This window comes from Roseateles sp. GW821-FHT09B06 (assembly GCF_059418245.1).
Window position 1 is genome coordinate 44,965 of the sequence record NZ_JBWKPM010000014.1, and the last position, 19,922, is coordinate 64,886.

Sequence of the window (19,922 nt, forward strand, 5' to 3'; positions counted from 1 at the left end):
CGCCCCCTACGCACCGCACGCCCCCTCCCGCAAGGAGCCAGCGGGCTAGAACAGCTCGTGCTGCGCCGGGCCGGCGCCACCCGGCGGCCGGAACTGGCTCAGGTCCACGCTGCGGCGTTCGCGCCGCAGGCCCAGGCGCTCGCAGGCCTTGCGCAGGCGCTGCTGCATCAGCTCGGCCCACAGCCCCTCCCCCGTCATGCGGGTGCCGAAGCGGGCGTCGTTGTCGCGGCCGCCGCGCATGTCGCGCAGCCGCGCCATCACGCGCGCGGCGCGCTCGGGGAAGTGCTGCTGCAGCCAGTCCTGGAACAGCGGATTCACCTCCCAGGGCAGGCGCAGCGGGATGCTGAAGGCGCTGCTGGCGCCGGCCTCGGCCGCGGCCTCCAGCACGCGCTCCAGTTCCGGCTCGTTCAGGAAGGGGATCAGCGGCGACACGCTGACGCCCACCGGCACGCCGGCCTCGGCCAGGGTCTTGATGGTGCGCAGGCGCCGGTGCGGCGCGGCGGCGCGCGGCTCCATCAGGCGCGCCAGTTCCGGATCCAGCGTCGTGATCGACAGATAGACCGAGACCAGGCCGCGCGCCGCCATCGGCGCGAGCAGGTCCAGGTCACGCTCGACGCCGGAGGACTTGGTCACCAGCGAGAAGGGATGCGCGCAGGCCGCCAGCACCTCGACGATGCCGCGCGTGATGCGCAGGCGCCGCTCTACCGGCTGGTAGGCATCGGTGGCCGTGCCGATCACCAGGGACAGCGGCTTGTAGTGGCGCCCCGCCAGCGTGGCGCGCAGCCGCTCGGCCGCGTTGACCTTGGCAATGATCTTGGTCTCGAAGTCCAGACCCGGCGAGAGGTTCAGGTAGCTGTGCGTCGGCCGGGCAAAGCAGTAGATGCAGCCATGCTCGCAACCCCGGTAGGGATTGATCGAGCGGTCGAAGCTGATGTCCGGTGACTGGTTGCTGGAGATGATGTTCTGCGCGCGCTCCTCGATGATCTCGGTCTCGGGCGGCAGGTGCTCCTCGTGCGCCTCCTGGTCCAGCGAACCCCAGCCGTCGTCGTACTGCTCGCGCAGCTCGCTTTGGTAGCGATGCGCGATCGCCCAGGCGCTGCCACGGCCCTTCAAGGCCTCGGGTTTCACATAGAGCGGCTGGGCCAGGGCAGGCTTGCGCTTGGTACTGGGATCGAATGGCATACTGTGAATTTATACAGTATTCAGCCAAATTACCAGCCGGCTTCAGCTCAGGGGGATGCCCGCATCCAGCAGGAAACGCGACGGTGCCGCGGGATTGAAGGCCAGGGTCAGGCATTGCCGGGCGCGGGTCATGGCCACATAAAGGAGATTGCGGCTCTCCGCGGCACTCCCCTCCCCGACGAACTCGCCGCGGGAGAGATGGGGGATGAGCACATGGTCGAACTCCAGGCCCTTCGCGGCCTCGATGCTGGACAGCGTCAGGCGCTGCGTCGCCCGCAGGCGGGACTGAGCCTGCTCCAGCGCATGCAGGAGCTGGAAGACGCCGTCCAGGCTCTCGTCCTCGCCAAGCACCAACTGCACCAGCTGCGCGATGTTGTCGCGCACCTGATGGATGTCCTCCTGGCGCACCAGGACGGCACCGGCCAGTCCCAGCGGATCGAGCGCCGTCACAAAGTCCCGACCGAAGGCCTGCAGATCACGCGTCTTGAGCACGGCCATGGCCGCCTGCAAGCTGGCGCGCGCCGGCGCCGCTGCATTGCGCAGGACCTGGCCTGCGATGAAGTCGCGCATGCCATCCGGATGCATCGACGCGTCCTCGATGGCATGCCGCTGCGCGGTCACGGCGTCGACATGGCGCAGCTCGGCGCTGTCGATCAGGGCGCCGGCAAAGAGCATCATGGCCTCCAGCGTTTGCGCACGCAGCGCCTTACTGGCGAAGCCCGTGAAGTCGTCGATGCAGAAGGCCTGCAGGCCGCGCACCAGCAGCACCTCGCGGCGCCGCAGGAAGGGCTGGAAGCCCTCGACGGCATAGCCGATGCCCAGCTTCAGCAGCTCACGCTCGATCAGGATCGAATGCGCCGGCTGGCGCAGCAGGATGCGCAGCTCCTCATGCCGGGACTGCGCCAGGTGATCGCGCCCGATCAGGGCGATCATGCGCGCCATCACCCGATGTGACTCGCAGGGCAGCGCCCGGATCTCCGTCTCGTGATGCCGGAAGGCCGCATAGGGCTTGCGGGCCAGCGCGCCGACCGCCTGCGCCAGGGCCGGGCCGAAACGATGGCTGGCCGTCAGCGGCAGGCGCGTGGGCCGGCCGATCTCCCGGACGAAATGCTCCTGCATGAAGGCGGCCTCGGCGCCCGCCTGCGAGTGGATCACCTGATCGCGATCGCCCACGCCGACGAAGGCGGCGCGCCGGTTGTGCTCGAGCAGGGCCTTGAGGAGGGTGAACATGGCCCGGTTGGTGTCGTGCATCTCGTCCACGACGATCAGGGCCAGGCCCAGCTCAAAGGGCGACTCCCCGGCGCCAAGCTCGTCCAGCATCACGGCCCGGGCCAGGTCATAGGTGGCATCGCCCTCGAAACGGAAGGCCGGCCGATCCGGGTACCCCCCGCGACGAATGAACTCGTAGGCGGCGCGCACGCGCAGGGTCAGGTAGTCGAAGCCGAGTTCCTCGGCCAACTCCGGACTCATCGGGCTCATCGGGCTCTCGGCAGACCATTGCTCGATCAGCATCCGCCCCTTGAGCAGGGCAAAGGACTTGAGCAGGCCCTCGACCAGGGCGCTCGGCGAGCCGCCCGTCACCAGCTCGTCGGGGTAGCGCTCCTGAGGCAGGGATTGGGTGCGCTCGATCGCGCGCAGCACATAGGGCTTGACCTGCTCCTGGCTGGGCAGTTGCAGCGTTCCCTGCCCCTCCAGACCCTCCAGCAGCGACGCACCGAAAGACTCAAAGGTATGGATGCGGATCCCGGCGATCAAGTCCGCCGACACGCCGATCAGGCTCAGCTGCTGGCGCAAGGCCTGGACGGCCGGCGCCGTGTAGGTCAGCGCCAGGATCATCGACGGCCCCGCGCCGCGCATCAGCGCCTGCGCGATGCGCAGCGCCAGCGTGGTCGTCTTGGCCGCGCCGGCATTGGCCTCGATCAGCAGGTGCCGGGCGCGCGTCGCCTGGATCAGGCGCTGCTCGTCCGTGGGCGTGAGGCCCGCCGGGAGAAAGATCGGGTCGCTCATCGGATCAGAAGCCATGGCCGCGATGCATTGTGCCGAGCACATGGGACGGCAGCGAAGGGCCGTGGGCGCTCAATACTCGTCGCGGCCGGGGCCTACATAGCCCGGCGCCAGGTTCTCGAACTTGGTATGCATGCGCTGGAAGGCCAGCTTCACCGTGCCCACCGGGCCGTTACGCTGCTTGGCGATGATGATCTCCGCGACACCCGGCTCCTGGCACTGGTCCTTGGTGTAGTACTCGTCGCGGTAGATGAACATGATGATGTCGGCATCCTGCTCGATGGCGCCCGATTCGCGCAGGTCGGACATCATCGGGCGCTTGTCGGGCCGCGTTTCCACCGAGCGGTTCAGCTGCGAGAGCGCGATCACCGGGCATTTCAGCTCCTTGGCCAGCGCCTTCAGGCCGCGCGAGATTTCGCCGATCACGGTGGCGCGGTTTTCCTCGTTGCCGCCGTTGCCGCTCATCAGCTGCAGGTAGTCGATGATGATCAGGCCCAGCTGGCCGCTGATGCGGGCCTGGCGGCGCGCGCGCGCGCGCACCTCGGACGGGCTCAGGCCCGGGCTCTCGTCGATGTAGATATGGGCCTTGCCGAGCTTGTCGACGGCCTCGGACAGGCGCCCCCATTCGTCGTCGGCCAGGCGGCCCAGGCGCAGACGACTCTGGTCGATGCGGCCGACCGAGCCGACCATGCGCAGCGCCAGCTGCGCCGCGCCCATTTCCATCGAGTAGATGACGACGGGCAGGCCTTCGTTGATGGCCACGTTCTCGCCGATATTGACCACGAAGGCGGTCTTGCCCATCGAGGGGCGCGCGGCCAGCACGATCAGGTCGCCGGGTTGCAGGCCGGCGGTCATGTTGTCGAGGTCGTAGAAGCCGGTGCGCACGCCGGTCACGTCTTCCGCGCCGTTTTCGGCCAACTCGTTGACACGGTCGATCAGCGCGACCACCAGGTTGTCCATGCTCTGGAAACCCTGGCTGCCCTTGTTGCCTTCCTCGTTGATGCGGAAGATCTTGCCCTCGGCCTCGTCGACGATCTCCTTGACCGCCCGGCCCTGGGGGTTCATCGCCGCGCTGGCGATCTCGTCGCTGGCGCTGACCAGCTTGCGCAGCACCGCGCGCTCGCGCACGATCTCGGCATAGCGCCGCAGATTGCCGGCGCTGGGCACGCTCTGCGCCAGCGCGTTCAGATAAGCCAGCCCGCCGCAGTCCGCGGCCTTGCCAAGCGAGGTCAGTTCCTCGAACACCGTCACCACGTCCGCCGGCTTGCCGGCGTTGATCAGCTTGCCGACGGCAGCAAAGATCAGCTTGTGCTCGAAACGGTAGAAGTCCGTCTCCGTCAGCAGGTCGCCGGCCCGGTCCCAGGCGCTGTTGTCGATCAACAGGCCGCCCAGCACGCTCTGCTCGGCCTCGACCGAATGCGGGGGCACGCGCAGACGGGCGACTTCATCGTCGTGGGAGCCGGACGGACCGGCGGGCGAGGCAGAGAAGATGGCAGACATGACAGCGGGCTTCGGGCCCATGGCCCTGTGGACAAGGCTGTGGGCAAGATGTTCACGGTCTGGGGTTACAGCTGTATAAGTCGCAGCCCAGAAGACAAAAAGCCGACGACTGGAGAGTCATCGGCTTTCTTGATCGTTGCAGCCCGAAGGCCGCAGCGCCATAGGGGGTGACGCTTATTCCGCTTCGGCGACCACTTGCACGGTCACTTCGGCGACCACATCGGTGTGCGGAGCCACGTTCACGGCGAACTCGCCCACGGTCTTCAGCGGGCCGTTCGGCATGCGGACCTGAGCCTTGGCCACGGCGAAGCCCAGCTTGCCCAGGGCTTCGGCGATGTCGGCGTTGGTGACCGAACCGAACAGACGGCCGTCCACGCCAGCCTTCTGGCTGACGCGCACGGTCTTGCCGCTCAGGCTCTCGCCCAGGGCCGTGGCGGCTGCCAGCTTCTCGGCGGCGGCCTTTTCCAGTTCGGCGCGCTTGGCTTCGAATTCCTTGATCGCGGCCGCGGTGGCACGACGTGCCTGGCGGGTCGGGATCAGGAAGTTGCGTGCATAGCCGTCCTTGACCTTGACGACGTCGCCCAGGTTGCCGAGGTTGGCCACTTTTTCAAGCAGGATGATTTGCATGACGGGTGACTCCTCAGACCTTGTGCTGGTCGCTGTACGGCAGCATGGCCAGGAAGCGGGCACGCTTGATGGCGACGGTCAGCTGGCGCTGGAAGAAGGCGCGCGTGCCGGTCAGGCGAGCGGGCGTGATCTTGCCGTTTTCGCCGACGAAATCGCGCAGCGTGTCGATGTCCTTGTAGTCGATGGACTCGACGCCAGTGACGGTGAAGCGGCAGAAACGCTTGCGGCGGAACAGCAGCGATTGTTGGTTGCGCTTGGGCTTGCGGTCCTTGGAGAACCGACCTTTACCACGTGGCGGGGGCATAGTAGACCTCTTTCAATTCAATCCGGATTCGAACAATTCGGTGCGGGGCCGAGGCTGGCTTCCAGTTCGGTAATGTGGAAGATCGTTCCACGACCGTTGCGCATGGCGGCGAGAAAGCCCGTGAAACAGGCCGAACCTCCGACGCCAAGCGCCTGAACGCGCTTGCAGATCTCACCGATCGCCACCGCCCGGATCTCCATCGAGACCTTGCGGGGCCTGCCGGCTTCCGTCACCTGGGACTCATGCTTCAAGCTGAAGTCCAGGGCAGTCTGGCCGGCGGGTGTGTATCTGATCAGTCCCAGCTCGAGCAGTTGCGCTTGCAGAACAAGGCGGTTCACTGCGCGAGCAACACCAGCTCTTTAGGCTTCTTGAGGCGCCTTGCGGGCCTCTTCGCGCTCCACGGCCTTCATCATCACCGAAGGCGTGGTCTCGGCCTTGCTCTTCACCACGGTCATGTGGCGCAGCACGGCGTCGTTGAAGCGGAAACCGGTCTCGAGCTCAGCCAGCACTTCCTTGCTGCACTCGATGTTCAGGCACAGGTAATGGGCCTTGGCCAGCTTCTGGATCAGATAGGCCAGTTGGCGGCGGCCCCAGTCCTCGACGCGATGCACCATGCCACCGCCAGCGGTGATCAGGCCCTTGTAGCGTTCCAGCATGGCCGGAACCTGTTCGCTTTGATCCGGATGGATCAGCAGAACGATCTCATAGTGACGCATAAACACTCCTTGTGGATTCCAGGCCGGGAACATCCGGGCCCGGGAAGCCGCCCCACAGCGTCAAAGTCATGGGTACGGCAAGGGAAAGCCCGCGATTGTAGCGCGATGTCGCCCTTTGGGCAAGAAGCCCGCTTCAGGGGCCGGCCGGCCGGCGCAGCGCCTCGATCAGGGAACGCTGCGCCGGCCCCGGTGCCGGGGTCAGCAGGCTGACCAGAACCGCCGCAGCCAGGCCCGCCGGCACACCGAACACGCCGGCCGAGATCGGCTGGATGCCCCACCAGAGCTCGGGCGGCCCGGCCAGCTTGAGCGCGGCGCGCAGCCAGGGATGGGCGGTGACCATGTAGTAGCCGGTCACCGAGAGGCCCACCAGGATGCCGGCCATCGCCCCCCAGGCATTGGCGCGCGCCCAGAACACGCCGAGCAGCAGCACCGGCACGAAGGCGGCGCCGGCAAAGGAGAACGCCGCCGAAACCAGCAGCAGGATGTCGGCCGGTTTCTGCGCCGCCACCGCCGCCGCGGCCAACGCGGTCAGCAGCAGCAGGGTCTTGGACACCATCACCCGCTTGGCCGCCGAGGCGCGCGGGTTGATCACGCGATGGTAGATATCGTGCGCCAGGGCGCTGGAGATGGTCAGCAACAGGCCATCGGCGGTGGACAGCGCCGCGGCCAGGCCACCGGCGGCCACCATGCCGGACACCACATAGGGCAGCCCGGCCAGCTCCGGCGTCACCAGCATCACGATATCGCCGCCGATCTGCATCTCGCCGAGCTGCAGGATGCCGTCGCGGTTGATGTCCGATACCGACAGCAGGCCGGGGTCCACCTTGGCCCATTGCGAGATCCAGCCGGGCAACTGACCAAAGGGCGTGCCGACCAGGGTGTCAAAGATCTCGAACTTGACCATCACCGCCAGCGCCGGCGCGGTGAAGTACAGCAGGCCGATGAAGAGCAGCGACCAGCCCACCGATTCGCGCGCCTCGCGCACCGAGGGCGTGGTGTAGCAGCGATTCAGGATATGCGGCAGGCCGGCCGTGCCCACCACCAGACAGAACACCAGGGCCAGGAAGTTGCGGCGCGACTCGTCGAAGGCGCGTCGCTCGGCCGGAGCGCCCTGCGGATCACCGGCAAAGGCCTGGGCATGGGGCGGCATGCCGCCGAGCGGCTTGGCGCGCGCCTCGAAGGCCGCCTGCTGGCGCAGCCACAGCTCGCGCGCCTCGGCCGGCGTCCTGGGCATGGCCCCGAGACGCTTCTCGGCCGCCTGGATCTGCGCCAGCGGCGCATCCTCGGCCTTGAGCCGGGCCACCTGGCGCAGATTCTCGGCGCGCTCCTGGGCCAGACTGGCCGGCACGTCACGCAGCTTCCTGTCCAGCACCTGCACACGCTGCTGCAGCGCCTCTATCACCTGCAGCTCGGCCGGGTCCTCGCGCAGCTCATGCTCGCGCTCGCTGATCTTCTGCACCTGGTAGCCGTAGACCACCTGCGGCAGCGGCGAGCCGGTCTGCTTGACCGAGAGCCAGACCACCGGCACCAGGTAGGCCACGATCAGGATGATGTACTGCGCCACCTGGGTCCAGGTCACGGCGCGCATGCCGCCGAGGAAGGAGCAGACCAGCACGCCGCCCAGGCCGACGAAGACGCCGATCTCGAAGGTCAGACCCGACAGCCGCGCGGTGATCAGGCCGACACCGTAGATCTGCGCCACCACATAGATGAAGGAAACGCCGACGGCGGCCAGCGCCGCGATCAGGCGCACCGCATTGCTGCCATAGCGGTCGCCCAGGAAATCCGGCACCGTGTATTTGCCGAAGCGGCGCAGATAAGGGGCCAGGCCCAGCGCCACCAGGCAGAAGCCGCCGGTCCAGCCCAGCACGAAGGCCAGGCCGCCATAGCCGCTCAGGTAGAGCGTGCCGGCCATGCCGATGAAGGAGGCCGCGCTCATCCAGTCGGCGCTGGTGGCCATGCCGTTGTAGAAGGCCGGCACCCGCCGGCCCGCGACGTAGTACTCGTCGGGATCGGTGGTGCGGCTCAGCACGCCGATGCCGGCATAGACACCGACGGTGGCGAACAGAAAGGAAAAGCCGATCCAGCTCTTCGACAGCCCCAGCCGCTCCAGCAGCGCCAGCAACAGCACAAAACCGGCAAACCCGAGGGTGTACCAGATGTAGATGCGGTTCAGGCGCGGCAGCAGCGACGACGAGGCGGAGCGACGGATCATGACCGCGGCATCATGCGAGAGGCGATTGCCGGCTGTCGATAGCGATCAACCCGCGAACGCCCGTTCCCATCAAGCGGGGTCCGAGGATCCGGCTTCGCCGGTCCTGCGGACCCGCCCCCTTGAGGGGCGCGCGCAGCGCGGGTGGGTCAATCAGCGCTTGGCCAGCCGCTGCCAGGTCTCGATCACCGTGTCCGGGTTCAGGGAGATCGAGACGATGCCTTCCTGGGCCAGCCAGTCGGCGAAGTCCGGATGGTCGCTGGGGCCCTGGCCACAGATGCCGATGTACTTGCCGGTGGCGCGACAGGCGGTGATGGCGCGCGAGATCAGGGCCTTGACGGCCGCATCGCGCTCGTCGAAATCGCCGGCCAGTTGCTCCAGGCCCGAATCGCGGTCCAGGCCCAGGGTCAGCTGGGTCAGGTCGTTGGAGCCGATCGACATGCCGTCGAAATGCTCCAGAAAAGCCTCGGCCAGGATGGCGTTGGACGGCACCTCGCACATCATGATGATGCGCAGGCCGTCCTGGCCACCGGTGGCCGCGCGCTTCAGGCCGCGCTCGGCCAGCATGCCGACCACGCGCTCGGCCTGTCTCACGGTGCGCACGAAGGGCACCATGATCTCGACGTTCGTCAGGCCCATCTCGTTGCGCACGCGCTTCAGCGCCTCGCACTCCATCGCGAAGGCATCGCTGAACTCGCCGCTGATATAGCGCGAGGCGCCGCGGAAGCCCAGCATCGGGTTCTCTTCGTCCGGCTCGTAGCGCGAGCCGCCGATCAGCTTGCGGTACTCGTTGCTCTTGAAGTCGCTCAAGCGCACGATCACCGGGCGCGGGAAGAAGGCGGCCGCGATCGTCGCGATGCCCTCGACCAGCTTGTCCACATAGAAGGCACGCGGCGAGGCATGGCCACGCGCCACCGACTCGACCGCCTTCTTCAGGTCGGCATCGATGTTCGGATAGTCGAGGATGGCCTTGGGGTGGACGCCGATATTGTTGTTGATGATGAACTCGAGCCGCGCCAGGCCGACGCCGGCGCTGGGCATCTGGGCGAAGTTGAAGGCCAGCTGCGGGTTGCCGACGTTCATCATGATCTTGATCGGGCAATACGGCAGCTCGCCGCGGTGCACCTCGCTGATCTCGGTCTCCAAGAGGCCGTCGTAGATATAGCCGGTGTCGCCCTCGGAGCAGGCCACGGTGACAAGCTGGCCGTCCTTCAGCTTCTCGGTGGCGTCGCCGCAGCCGACCACGGCCGGGATGCCCAGCTCGCGCGCGATGATGGCGGCATGGCAGGTGCGGCCGCCGCGGTTCGTCACGATGGCGCTGGCGCGCTTCATCACCGGCTCCCAGTTCGGGTCGGTCATGTCGGTCACCAGCACGTCGCCGGGCTGCACGCGCTCCATCTCGGCCACGCTGTCGACCAGGCGCACCGGGCCGGTGCCGATCTTCTGGCCGATCGCGCGGCCCTCGGCCAGCACCGCACTGTGACCCTTGAGCTTGTAGCTCATCTCGGCCTGACCCTCGGCCTGGCTCTTCACCGTCTCGGGGCGGGCCTGCAGGATGTAGAGCTTGCCGTCGACGCCGTCGCGACCCCACTCGATGTCCATGGCGCGCTGGTAATGCTGCTCGATGGTCAGCGCGTAACGGGACAGCTCGATCACATCGGCGTCATTGAGCGAATAGCGGTTGCGCTGCTCGGGCAGGTTGTCCACCGTCTTCACCAGCCGGCCAGAGGCGGCCTTCTCCTCGGCCGTGGCGAACTCCATGCGTATCAGCTTGGATCCCAGGTTGCGGCGGATGATGGGCAGCTTGCCGGCCTTCAGCGCCGGCTTGTGGACATAGAACTCGTCGGGGTTCACCGCGCCCTGCACCACCGTCTCGCCCAGGCCGTAGCTGGAGGTGATGAAGACCACGTCCTTGAAACCGCTCTCGGTGTCGATCGTGAACATCACGCCGGCCGAGCCCAGGTCGGAGCGCACCATGCGCTGCACACCGGCCGACAGGGCCACGTCGCTGTGCGCGAAGCCCTTGTGCACGCGGTAGCTGATCGCGCGGTCGTTGTAGAGGGAGGCGAACACCTCCTTCATCTTGTGCAGCACCTCCTCGATGCCCACCACGTTCAGGAAGGTCTCCTGCTGGCCGGCGAAGGAGGCGTCCGGCAGGTCTTCCGCGGTGGCGGAGGAACGCACGGCAAAGGACACGCCGGGATTGTCGGCGGTCAGCTGGGCGAAGGAGGCGCGGATCTGCGCCTCCAGATCGGCCGGAAAGGGCTGCGCCTCCAGCCAACCGCGAATCTCGGCGCCGGCCTCGGCCAGCGCGCGCACGTCGTCGGTATCCAGCGTGAGCAGGCGGTCCTGGATGCGCTTGTCCAGGCCCTCATGCTTGAGGAACTCGCGGAAGGCATGGGCCGTGGTGGCGAAGCCGCCGGGCACACGCACGCCGGATTCGGCCAGTTGCGAGATCATTTCGCCGAGGCTGGCGTTCTTGCCGCCAACCACCTCGACGTCGGTCATTCTCAGATTCTCAAAGGGAACGACCAGGGCGGTCGCGTCATAGCGAGAAGACATGGGAGGGCTCCGTGATGTTGAAAATGCGGGGCTCCCGCCGTACCGATGACGGATACGGGCTGGACGCGCAAAGCCGGGCCACCATTGCTGGATTCTTGTAGGAGGCGGGCGGGCTGCATGGGGCGTCGCTAAGGATTTGGGGACGATTCTACGGGCAAGCCCACTTATGATGGAAACGAACTCCTGCAGGCCCCATGACCATGCCCATTCGCACCGTGTATTTCGTCTCGGACGGCACCGGCATCACCGCCGAGACCTTCGGCAACTCCATCCTGGCCCAGTTCCCGATGAAGCATCGCCATGTGCGGCGCCCCTTCGTCGACACCCCCGAGAAGGCCTATGCCGTGGTGCGCGAGATCAACGAGACCGGCGAACGCGAAGGTCAGCGCGCCATCGTGTTCGCCACCCTGGTGGACCGCGACGTGCTGAAGATCGTGCGCGACCATTGCACGGGCCGCGTGGTCGACATGTTCGCCACCTTCATCGAGCCGCTGGAGGAGGAGTTCCAGGTCAAGAGCAACCACCGGGTCGGCCGCTTCTCCGACGTGGCCCGCAGCCAGGAGTACCACGACCGCATCGAGGCGATCAACTTCTCGCTGGCCCACGACGACGGCCAGTCGGCCAAGAACCTGGCCTCGGCCGATGTGATCCTGGTCGGCGTGAGCCGCTGCGGCAAGACGCCCACCTCGCTCTATCTGGCGATGCAGCATGGCATCAAGGCCGCCAACTACCCGCTGATCCCCGAGGATTTCGAGCGCAACAAGATCCCGGCCTCGCTGGCGCCGCACAAGGGCAAGTGCTTCGGCCTGACCATCGACCCCGACCGCCTGGCACAGGTGCGCAACGAGCGCCGCCCCGGCAGCAAGTACGCCGATCTGGTGAACTGCCGCTACGAGGTCAACGAGGCCGAGAAGATGATGAAGCGCGAGGGCATCTCCTGGCTGTCGTCGACGCACAAGTCGATCGAGGAGATCGCGACGACCATCCTGCGGGACATCCGCCCCGATCGACTCATCTACTGACCCACCCCCTACTCGCTTCGCGAGCCCCCTCAAGGGGGCGCGCCCGCAGGCCCGGCAAAGCCGGAGCCTCGGGCGCCGCTTGGTGAATACCGTTCAGCCCGTCAGGCGCTGGCGGGCACTCTCGTACAGGCAGACCGCCGCCGCGCTGCCGACGTTCAGCGATTCCTCGCCGCCCGGCTGCGGAATGCCCACGGTCAGCGCGCAGCGCTGCAACAGCTCGGCCTGCACGCCCTGCCCCTCGTGGCCCATCACCCAGGCGCAGGGGCTGGGCAGCCGCAGCCGATGCAACTGCTCGTCGGCATGCGAGCTGGTGGCGACCAGGGGCAGGTCCAGCCCGTCCAGATCCTCGGGCGCCAGGCCCTCGACCAGGCGCAGGCCGAAATGCGCGCCCATGCCGGCGCGCAGCACCTTGGGCGACCAGAGCGCCGCCGTGCCCTTCAGCGCCAGCACCTGTCGGAAGCCGAAGGCCGCGGCGCTGCGCAGGATGGTGCCGACATTGCCGGCATCCTGCAGCCGGTCCAGCACCACGGTGTCGACGCCGGTCAGCGGCGCCAGGCCCGCGGCATGCGGCACCTCGAAGCCGAGCTGGGCCGGCGATTCCAGGCCGCTGAGGCTCTTGAAGAGGGCATCGGGCAGGACCAGCACCTTGGGCGCGGCGTCGGCCAATGCCCGCAGGCCGGCATCGGCATAGCCGGTCTCGGTCACCACGGCCAGGCTCACCGCATGGCCGCGCTGCAGGCAGGCGCGGGCCAGATGGTCGCCCTCCAGCCAGACCGAACCCAGCTTGCGGTAGGCGCCGCCGTCCTGGCCGAGCTTGCGCAGGCGCTGCAGCGCCGGGTTGTCGCGCGAGGTGATGTGGAGAACGGTCGTCATAGCGAATCCAGAACTTGGCGCACCGGCGCGAAGCTGCGGCGGTGCCAGGCGGTCACGCCATGCGCCTGCAGGGCCGCGATATGGTCGGCGGTCGGGTAGCCCTTGTGGGCGGCGAAACCGTACTCGGGGTGCGCCTCGTGCATCGCCAGACATTGGCGGTCGCGCGTCACCTTGGCCAGGATGGACGCGGCCGAGATCGCCTGCACCTTGGCGTCGCCCTTGACGATGGCCTCGGCCGGGATCTTCAGCACCGGCAGGCGGTTGCCGTCCACCAGCACCTTGGCCGGCCGCAGGCGCAGGCCCTCGACGGCGCGGCGCATCGCCAGCATCGTGGCATGCAGGATGTTGAGCCGGTCGATCTCCTCCACCGAGGCCTCGGCGATGCAGAAGCACAGGGCCTTGGCATGGATCTCGTCGAACAGGCGCTCGCGCTTCTTCTCCGTCAGCACCTTGGAATCGGCCAGGCCGGTGATCGGACGCAGTTCGTCGAGAATCACCGCGGCCGCCACCACCGGCCCCGCCAGCGGACCGCGGCCGGCCTCGTCCACGCCGGCGACAAGGCCCGGCGCGTCCCAGCTCAAGCCCAGTTGGGTGGGCGGCTCAGACACCGAGGACTTGCGCGATCGCATCGGCAGCCACCCGCGCCGTGTCGCGGCGCAGGGTCTCGTGTTGTTCGACAAAGCGCGCGCGCAGCCGCGCCACCCGGGCCGGGTCGTCCAGCCAGGCCAGGCCCTCGCGGGCCAGGGCCGCAGGCGTGCAGTCGTGCTGGATCAGCTCCGGCACCAGGAATTCGCGCGCCAGCACATTGGGCAGGCCCACCCAGGGCTGGTAGTTCTTCCCCTTCATGCGCCACCAGTTCAGCGCCCCCACCTTGTAGGCGATCACCATCGGCTTCTTGAACAGCGCCGCCTCCAAGGTCGCGGTGCCGCTGGCCACCAGGGTCAGGTCGCAGGCGGCCAGGGCTTCGTGCGAGCGGCCGTCGAGCAGGTCCAGCGCCAAGCCCGGCGCCTGCGCGCGCACCAGCGGCTCGACGAGTTCGCGCAAGCCCGGCGCCACCGGCATCACGAAGCGCAGGCCCGGCCGGGCCCGAGCCATCAGCACCGCCGCCTGCAGCAGCGGCGGCGCGATGTACCTGATCTCGCTCTTGCGGCTACCCGGCAGCAGCGCGACCACGGTGGCGCCGTCGTCCAGGCCCAGCGCGACACGGCTGGCCGCCTGCGGCGGCTCCAGCGGGATGGCATCGGCCAGCGGGTGGCCGACATAGGTGGCGGCGATGCCATGCTGGTGCAGCAGCGCGGGCTCGAAAGGGAAGAGGCACAGCACATGGTCGGCCGCCTTCTTGATCTTCTCGACGCGTTCGGCCCGCCAGGCCCAGATCGAGGGGCAGACGAAGTGCACCGTCTTGATGCCGGCCTCGCGCAGGCGCTGCTCCAGGCCGAAGTTGAAGTCCGGCGCGTCGATGCCGACAAAGACCGCGGGCGGTGCAGCCAGCAAGCGGTCGCCCAGTTGGCGGCGGATCGCCAGCAGTTCGCGGAGGTTCAGCAGCGCATCCACATAGCCGAAGATCGACAGCTTGTGCGAGGGCCACCAGGCCTCGAAGCCCGCCTTCGCCATGCGCGGACCGCCGATGCCCTGGGCGCTCAGCGCCGGCCAGCGCGCCTGCAGGCCGGCCAGCAGCAGGCTGGCGAGCAGATCACCGGAGGCCTCGCCGGCCACCATGCCGATACGGGGCGCGGTGTCTTGCATCGGCGCTCAGCGGACGATGCCGCGCTCGGCCTTGGCGAGGAAGTCCAGCATCAGCCGGACCTCGGCGTCGCCCCCCTGCCCGCGCAGCTCGCCGATCGCGGCCACGGCCTGCTCCAGGGTCAGCGAGCTGCGGTAGAGCAGCTTGTGCATCTGCTTGACGACCGCGATCTGCTCGGCCGAGAAGTCGCGCCGCTTCAGGCCCACCAGGTTCAGCGCACGCGCCGCCAGCGGGTGGCCGTCCGCCGTCATGAAGGGCGGCACGTCCTGGGACACATGGGCCTGGAAGCCCACCATGGCATGGGCGCCGATGCGCATGCGCTGCAGCACGCCGGTCAGGCCGCCGATGGTCACCCAGTCGCCCACCTGCACATGGCCGGCCAGCGTCGCGCCGTTGGCCAGCACGCACTGGTTGCCCAGCACCACGTCGTGGGCCAGGTGCACATAGGCCATGATCCAGTTGTCGTCGCCGACGCGGGTCTCGCCGCGGTCCTGCACGGTGCCCACATTGAAGGTGCAGAACTCGCGCACCGTGTTGCGGTCGCCGATCACCAGCGTCGTCGGCTCGCCGGCGTACTTCTTGTCCTGGTTGGCCGCGCCGATGGAACTGAACTGGAAGAAGCGGTTGTCGCGGCCGATCATGGTGTGGCCCTCGATCACGCAGTGCGGACCGATCACGGTGCCGGCACCGACCTTCACATGCGGCCCGATCAGCGTATAGGCGCCGACCTCGACCGACGCATCCAGCTCGGCCGCCGGATCGACGATGGCGCTCGGATGAATCGTCGCCATGGCGCGCTCAGGCCTCGATGCGACGCATCGTGCACATCAGCTGCGCCTCGACGGCCAGTTCCTCGCCTACCAGCGCGCGGCCGCTGAACTTGTAGACGCCGGCCTTGACGCGGTCCAAGGTCACGTCCAGGAAGAGCTGGTCGCCCGGCTCGACCGGGCGCTTGAAGCGCGCGCTGTCGATGCCAGCGAAATAGACCACCGACTTGTCGTCCAGCTCCAGGTCCATGCTGATCAGGGCCAGCACCGTGGCCGCCTGGGCCAGGGCCTCCAGCATCAGCACGCCGGGCATCACCGGGCGGTTGGGGAAGTGGCCGAGGAAATGCGGCTCGTTGATGCTGACGTTCTTCAGCGCACGGATGCGCTTGCCCTTCTCCAGCTCCAGCACGCGATCGACCAGCAGGATCGGATAGCGGTGCGGCAGCTTCTTGAGGATCTGATGGATGTCCAAATTCATGATGTCTTGTTCTCCAGCGCGCCCGGTCCCGGGCACGCGGCAATGTGGCCAAGCCGGCCTCAGGCCTTGTTCTTCTCGAGCGCACGCACGCGCTCGCGCAGCGCATGCAGTTGCTTCAGGGTGGCCGCGTTCTTTTCCCAGCTCGCATTGTCGTCGAAGGGGAAGGCACCGGTGTACTGCCCCGGCTTGGCGATCGAGCGGGTGATCAGGGTGAAGGCCGAGATGTGCACATGATCGGCAATGCGCAGATGGCCGATGATGCCGGCGGCGCCGCCGACCGTGCAATGCGCGCCGATGCGGGTGCTGCCCGCCACGGCCACGCAGCCGGCCATCGCGGTATGGGCGCCGATGCGCACGTTATGGCCGATCTGGATCAGATTGTCGAGCTTGACGCCCTCCTCGATCACCGTGTCGTCCAGCGCGCCGCGGTCGATGCAGGTGTTGGCGCCGATCTCGACAGCGTCGCCGATGCGCACGGCGCCGAGCTGCTCGATCTTCTCCCAGCGAGCCGTCCCGTCGGCCGACTTCGCCGGCGCGAAGCCGAAGCCGTCCGCGCCGATCACGACGCCGGCGTGCAGAATGCAGCGCGCGCCGATGCTGCAGTCGTGGCCCAGGGTGACATGAGCGGCCAGGCGGCTGCCGGCGCCGACGCTGGCATTGCGCTCGATCACGCAATGCGCGCCGATACGGGCACCGGCACCGATGCGCGCGCCGGCCTCGACAACCGCCAGCGCGCCGATGTCCACGCCTTCGCCCAGCTCCGCGGCGGGGTCGATCACGGCGCTGGGATGGATGCGCGGCGCGGCGGTGGGCCGCTGCCGCGCCGCCCACCATTGGGTCAGGCGGGCAAAGTAGAGGTAGGGATCGGGCGTGAGGATATGGCAGCCGCCGCGCGCCTGCGCGGCATCGCGCAGCACCGGCGCCAGGATCACGCAGCCGGCCTTGCTGCCCGCAAGCTGGGACTGGTAGCGCGGATTCGCCAGGAAGGCGATGGTGTCCGCCTGCGCCTCTTCCAGCGGCCCGATGCGCTCGATCAGCGGATCGGACTCACCAAGAAGATCGCCGCCCAGGGCGGCGATGATGGTGCTGAGGCGGACGCCGGGCACCGGCGATCACTTCTGGCTGTTGAGCGCGTCGATCACCTTCTTGGTGATGTCCACGCGGGAGCTGGCGTGCAGCGCGTCCTGCACGATCAGGTCGTACTTGTCGGCCTCGAAGATCTGCTTGATGACCTTGTTGGCGCGATCGACCAGCACCGACAGTTCCTCGTTCTTGCGCTGGGTCAGGTCTTCCTGCCATTCGCGGCGCTTGCGCTGCAGGTCGCGATCGGCCTCGACCAGATCGCGCTGGCGGCGGTTCTTCTCGGCCTCGCTGAGCGTCGGGGCATCCTTCTCCAGCTTGTCGGCGGCGCCGCGCAGCTTGGTCTCCAGATCCTTCAGCTCTTTCTCGCGCTTGCCGAACTCGGCTTCCAGCTTCGCCTGCGCTGCCCTGGCCTGGGTGGCCTCGCGCATCACACGCTCACTGTTGACATAGCCGATCTTCATTTCCTGTGCTTGCAGGGCCGCGGCCGAGGCGCACAGCGTGGCGGCAACAGCCACCGACTTCAACAGCTTGCTCTTCATCAGAATGCAGTCCCGATCTGGAATTGGAAACGTTCTATTCTATCCGTGGGCTGCTTGCGCACCGGCGTACCGTAGCTCATCTTCAATGGGCCCATCGGTGACAGCCAGCTCAGACCGATACCGGCCGAGGCTCGCACGGAATCTCCCGTGATCTTCTCCTGCTCGCTCCAGACGTTGCCGGCGTCGAAGAAACCGAACAGGCGGAAGGTCTTGTCATTACCCGCTCCAGGAACGGGCACGTACAACTCGGCGTTGGCATTGATGCGTCGATTGCCGCCCGAATAGGAACCGGTCACGTCGACCGGACCCAGCGAGTTGGCCTCGAACACGCGCACCGAGCCCAGGCCGCCGGCGTAGAAGTTCTTGAAGATCGGATAGGGCCGGCCACTGATGCCCTTGCCCCAGCCCAGCTCGCCGTTCAGGCCGATCGTGAACTTGCTGCCCAGCGGAATGTAATGCTGGTACTGCAGATTGGCGCGGGCGTAGCGCGACTCGCCGGCCGCGCTCAGCTCCAGGTTGACGCGCTGGTACTTGCCGCGCGTCGGCGAGATCACGCTGTCGCGGTCGTCGCGCTGCCAGCCGATCGTCAGCGGGATGGCGATGCTGGAGGAGCCGAACTGGTGACGGAACAGGAAATAGCTGTTGGGCAGGCCGGCCGAGGTGCTGATACGGGTCTGCTCGTAGCCGATGCCGAAGAACACGGTATCGACCTCGGAGAAGGGCACGCCGAAGCGGATCGCGCCGCCATGGCTGACCAGCTCGTACTCCTCGCCCAGCGTGTTGACCGGTTTGGTGGTGCGATAGAACAGGTCCACCGCGCGCGACACGCCGTCCACCGTGAAATACGGATCCACGGTCGACAGCACCAGCGCCCGGCCGGTCTTGGCCGTGTTGAGCTCGATGCCGAGGTAGTTGCCGGAGCCGAACACGTTCTCCTGCTTGATCGAGCCCGACAGCGATAGCCGGTTGGCGCTGGAATAGCCGGCGCCCACCATGATGTTGCCGGTCGGACGCTCGGTCACCGTCAGGGTCACGTCCACCTGGTCGGGAGCGCCCGGCACCTCGGTGGTGTCGACATTGACGTCCTTGAAGTAGCCGACGCGCTCGACGCGGTCGCGCGAGGCCTTGATGCGCTGGCCGTCGTACCAGGCCGATTCGAACTGCCGGAATTCGCGGCGGATCACCTCGTCACGGGTGCGCGTGTTGCCCGAGATGATGACGCGGCGCACATAGACGCGGCGCTGCGGCTCGGCCACGAAGGTCACCACCACCTGGCCGGTGGCGCGGTCGATGTCGGGCCGGCTGTCGACCCGCGCGAAGGCGTAGCCGAAGGTGCCGTAGAGATCGGTGAACTGGCGGGTGGTCTGGGCCACCGCCTCGCCGCGATAGGGCTCGCCCGGCTTCAGCGCCACCAGGCTCTTGAAGTCCTCCTCGCGGCCCAGGTATTCGCCCTCCAGCTTCACCGCGGTGACGGTGTAGGGCTGCCCCTCGCTGACCGTGATGGCGATGCTGATGCTCTGCTTGTCCGGCGAGATCGTCACCTGGGTGGAGGTGACGGCGAACTCCAGATAGCCGCGGTTCAGGTAGTAGGAGCGCAGCGTCTCCAGATCGGCATTGAGCTTGGCGCGCGAGTAGCGGTCGGTCTTGGTGTACCAGGTCAGCCAGCCGCTGGTGGTCTGCTCCAGCAGGCCCGTCAGCGTGCTCTCGGAGAACACCTTGCTGCCCAGGATGCGGATCTCGCCGATCTTGGCCGGCTCGCCCTCGGTCACCGCGAAGCTGACGTTGACCCGGTTGCGCTCCAGCGGCGTGATGGTGGTGCTGACCTCGGCGCCGTAGAGGCTGCGGGTCAGGTATTGCCTTTTCAGCTCCTGCTCGGCGCGGTCGGCCAGGGCCTTGTCGAAGGGCTTGCCCTCGCCGATGCCCACATCCTTCAGCGACTTGGTCAGCGCCTCGGTGTCGAATTCCTTCAGACCGACGAAGCTGACGTTGGCGATGATGGGTCGCTCCTCGATCACCACCACCGCGGACTCGCCGTCGATCTGGATGCGCACGTCCTTGAACAGGCCGGTGGCGAACAGCGCGCGGATCGCGGCGGCGCCCTTCTCGTCGTTGTAGCTGTCGCCGATGCGGAAGGGCAGCGACGCGAACACCGTGCCGGGGTCGGTGCGCTGCAAGCCCTCGACGCGGATGTCCTTCAGCACGAAGGGATCGACCGCCCAGGCCGAGCCGGCTTGCAGGGCAGCGGCCAGCGCCAGACTCAGGACAGACGGGCGCAGACGCGCGGACTTGCGAAAGGATACGGACATGCG

18 protein-coding genes are annotated in these 19,922 nt (G+C 67.6%); 1 reads left to right on the forward strand and 17 read right to left on the reverse strand.

What is annotated here, in order from left to right; genetic code table 11:
* Positions 1-45: 45 nt before the first annotated feature.
* The 9 genes from AC07OQ_RS13865 to ppsA form a co-directional block, all read right to left on the reverse strand.
* Positions 46-1,182 (reverse strand): PA0069 family radical SAM protein, encoded by a 1,137-nt coding sequence (locus AC07OQ_RS13865; RefSeq protein ID WP_495053710.1) that lies wholly within the window; start codon positions 1,180-1,182, stop codon positions 46-48.
* Positions 1,183-1,224: 42 nt separating this feature from the next.
* A complete protein-coding gene (locus AC07OQ_RS13870) occupies positions 1,225-3,204 on the reverse strand; it encodes a UvrD-helicase domain-containing protein (RefSeq protein WP_495053711.1) in 1,980 nt (659 codons plus the stop codon).
* Between the two features lie 54 nt (positions 3,205-3,258).
* Complete coding sequence (gene dnaB / locus AC07OQ_RS13875) at positions 3,259-4,686, reverse strand: replicative DNA helicase (RefSeq protein WP_495053712.1); 1,428 nt, start codon at positions 4,684-4,686, stop codon at positions 3,259-3,261.
* Between the two features lie 174 nt (positions 4,687-4,860).
* Complete coding sequence (rplI, locus tag AC07OQ_RS13880) at positions 4,861-5,313, reverse strand: 50S ribosomal protein L9 (protein ID WP_495053713.1); 453 nt, start codon at positions 5,311-5,313, stop codon at positions 4,861-4,863.
* A 13-nt stretch (positions 5,314-5,326) separates the two neighbouring features.
* Entirely contained in the window at positions 5,327-5,617 is a 291-nt protein-coding gene (gene rpsR, locus AC07OQ_RS13885) for a 30S ribosomal protein S18 (protein ID WP_495053714.1), read from the reverse strand.
* 17 nt (positions 5,618-5,634) lie between these two features.
* Positions 5,635-5,955 carry a primosomal replication protein N gene (gene priB / locus AC07OQ_RS13890; RefSeq protein ID WP_495053715.1) on the reverse strand — a complete coding sequence of 107 codons (321 nt, stop codon included), beginning with the start codon at positions 5,953-5,955 and terminating at the stop codon, positions 5,635-5,637.
* A 21-nt stretch (positions 5,956-5,976) separates the two neighbouring features.
* Complete coding sequence (gene rpsF / locus AC07OQ_RS13895; RefSeq protein WP_495053716.1) at positions 5,977-6,333, reverse strand: 30S ribosomal protein S6; 357 nt, start codon at positions 6,331-6,333, stop codon at positions 5,977-5,979.
* 133 nt (positions 6,334-6,466) lie between these two features.
* Positions 6,467-8,548 carry a VC_2705 family sodium/solute symporter gene (locus AC07OQ_RS13900; protein WP_495053717.1) on the reverse strand — a complete coding sequence of 694 codons (2,082 nt, stop codon included), beginning with the start codon at positions 8,546-8,548 and terminating at the stop codon, positions 6,467-6,469.
* Between the two features lie 150 nt (positions 8,549-8,698).
* Entirely contained in the window at positions 8,699-11,107 is a 2,409-nt protein-coding gene (gene ppsA / locus AC07OQ_RS13905) for a phosphoenolpyruvate synthase (RefSeq protein WP_495053718.1), read from the reverse strand.
* Between the two features lie 200 nt (positions 11,108-11,307).
* On the opposite strand from ppsA, the gene ppsR reads away from it, so the two are divergent.
* Positions 11,308-12,129 (forward strand): posphoenolpyruvate synthetase regulatory kinase/phosphorylase PpsR, encoded by an 822-nt coding sequence (gene ppsR / locus AC07OQ_RS13910; protein WP_495053776.1) that lies wholly within the window; start codon positions 11,308-11,310, stop codon positions 12,127-12,129.
* Between the two features lie 93 nt (positions 12,130-12,222).
* Here ppsR and AC07OQ_RS13915 read toward each other — a convergent pair whose 3' ends face one another.
* Genes AC07OQ_RS13915 through bamA form a run of 8 tightly spaced genes read right to left on the reverse strand, consistent with a single transcriptional unit; the run spans position 12,223 to position 19,919 of the window.
* Positions 12,223-13,002 carry a TrmH family RNA methyltransferase gene (locus AC07OQ_RS13915; protein ID WP_495053719.1) on the reverse strand — a complete coding sequence of 260 codons (780 nt, stop codon included), beginning with the start codon at positions 13,000-13,002 and terminating at the stop codon, positions 12,223-12,225.
* Positions 12,999-13,631: a ribonuclease HII gene (gene rnhB / locus AC07OQ_RS13920; RefSeq protein ID WP_495053720.1), complete on the reverse strand. Its 633-nt coding sequence runs from the start codon at positions 13,629-13,631 to the stop codon at positions 12,999-13,001. The genes AC07OQ_RS13915 and rnhB overlap by 4 nt, the downstream gene beginning before the upstream one ends.
* The gene (lpxB, locus tag AC07OQ_RS13925; protein ID WP_495053721.1) at positions 13,603-14,748 is read right to left on the reverse strand and encodes a lipid-A-disaccharide synthase; all 1,146 of its coding nucleotides are present in this window, start codon (positions 14,746-14,748) and stop codon (positions 13,603-13,605) included. Before lpxB ends, rnhB begins: the two co-directional genes overlap by 29 nt.
* A gap of 6 nt (positions 14,749-14,754) precedes the next feature.
* Positions 14,755-15,537: an acyl-ACP--UDP-N-acetylglucosamine O-acyltransferase gene (lpxA, locus tag AC07OQ_RS13930; RefSeq protein WP_495053722.1), complete on the reverse strand. Its 783-nt coding sequence runs from the start codon at positions 15,535-15,537 to the stop codon at positions 14,755-14,757.
* A 7-nt stretch (positions 15,538-15,544) separates the two neighbouring features.
* Positions 15,545-15,991 carry a 3-hydroxyacyl-ACP dehydratase FabZ gene (gene fabZ, locus AC07OQ_RS13935; protein ID WP_495053723.1) on the reverse strand — a complete coding sequence of 149 codons (447 nt, stop codon included), beginning with the start codon at positions 15,989-15,991 and terminating at the stop codon, positions 15,545-15,547.
* A 59-nt stretch (positions 15,992-16,050) separates the two neighbouring features.
* A complete protein-coding gene (gene lpxD / locus AC07OQ_RS13940; RefSeq protein ID WP_495053724.1) occupies positions 16,051-17,097 on the reverse strand; it encodes a UDP-3-O-(3-hydroxymyristoyl)glucosamine N-acyltransferase in 1,047 nt (348 codons plus the stop codon).
* Positions 17,098-17,103: 6 nt separating this feature from the next.
* Positions 17,104-17,613, reverse strand: a complete 510-nt coding sequence (locus AC07OQ_RS13945) for an OmpH/Skp family outer membrane protein (protein WP_495053725.1) — start codon at positions 17,611-17,613, stop codon at positions 17,104-17,106.
* Positions 17,613-19,919, reverse strand: a complete 2,307-nt coding sequence (gene bamA, locus AC07OQ_RS13950; protein WP_495053726.1) for an outer membrane protein assembly factor BamA — start codon at positions 19,917-19,919, stop codon at positions 17,613-17,615. Before bamA ends, AC07OQ_RS13945 begins: the two co-directional genes overlap by 1 nt.
* Between the last annotated feature and the right edge of the window lie 3 nt (positions 19,920-19,922).

Excerpts from the sequence above, each read along its gene's own strand:
- AC07OQ_RS13865 (WP_495053710.1), bottom strand. The coding sequence starts at position 1,182 with ATGCCATTCGATCCCAGTACCAAGCGCAAGCCTGCCCTGGCCCAGCCG.
- AC07OQ_RS13870 (WP_495053711.1), bottom strand. The coding sequence starts at position 3,204 with ATGGCTTCTGATCCGATGAGCGACCCGATCTTTCTCCCGGCGGGCCTC.
- dnaB (WP_495053712.1), bottom strand. The coding sequence starts at position 4,686 with ATGTCTGCCATCTTCTCTGCCTCGCCCGCCGGTCCGTCCGGCTCCCAC.
- rplI (WP_495053713.1), bottom strand. The coding sequence starts at position 5,313 with ATGCAAATCATCCTGCTTGAAAAAGTGGCCAACCTCGGCAACCTGGGC.
- rpsR (WP_495053714.1), bottom strand. The coding sequence starts at position 5,617 with ATGCCCCCGCCACGTGGTAAAGGTCGGTTCTCCAAGGACCGCAAGCCC.
- rpsF (WP_495053716.1), bottom strand. The coding sequence starts at position 6,333 with ATGCGTCACTATGAGATCGTTCTGCTGATCCATCCGGATCAAAGCGAA.
- AC07OQ_RS13900 (WP_495053717.1), bottom strand. The coding sequence starts at position 8,548 with ATGATCCGTCGCTCCGCCTCGTCGTCGCTGCTGCCGCGCCTGAACCGC.
- ppsA (WP_495053718.1), bottom strand. The coding sequence starts at position 11,107 with ATGTCTTCTCGCTATGACGCGACCGCCCTGGTCGTTCCCTTTGAGAAT.
- ppsR (WP_495053776.1), top strand. The coding sequence starts at position 11,308 with ATGCCCATTCGCACCGTGTATTTCGTCTCGGACGGCACCGGCATCACC.
- AC07OQ_RS13915 (WP_495053719.1), bottom strand. The coding sequence starts at position 13,002 with ATGACGACCGTTCTCCACATCACCTCGCGCGACAACCCGGCGCTGCAG.
- rnhB (WP_495053720.1), bottom strand. The coding sequence starts at position 13,631 with ATGCGATCGCGCAAGTCCTCGGTGTCTGAGCCGCCCACCCAACTGGGC.
- lpxB (WP_495053721.1), bottom strand. The coding sequence starts at position 14,748 with ATGCAAGACACCGCGCCCCGTATCGGCATGGTGGCCGGCGAGGCCTCC.
- lpxA (WP_495053722.1), bottom strand. The coding sequence starts at position 15,537 with ATGGCGACGATTCATCCGAGCGCCATCGTCGATCCGGCGGCCGAGCTG.
- fabZ (WP_495053723.1), bottom strand. The coding sequence starts at position 15,991 with ATGAATTTGGACATCCATCAGATCCTCAAGAAGCTGCCGCACCGCTAT.
- AC07OQ_RS13945 (WP_495053725.1), bottom strand. The coding sequence starts at position 17,613 with ATGAAGAGCAAGCTGTTGAAGTCGGTGGCTGTTGCCGCCACGCTGTGC.
- bamA (WP_495053726.1), bottom strand. The coding sequence starts at position 19,919 with ATGTCCGTATCCTTTCGCAAGTCCGCGCGTCTGCGCCCGTCTGTCCTG.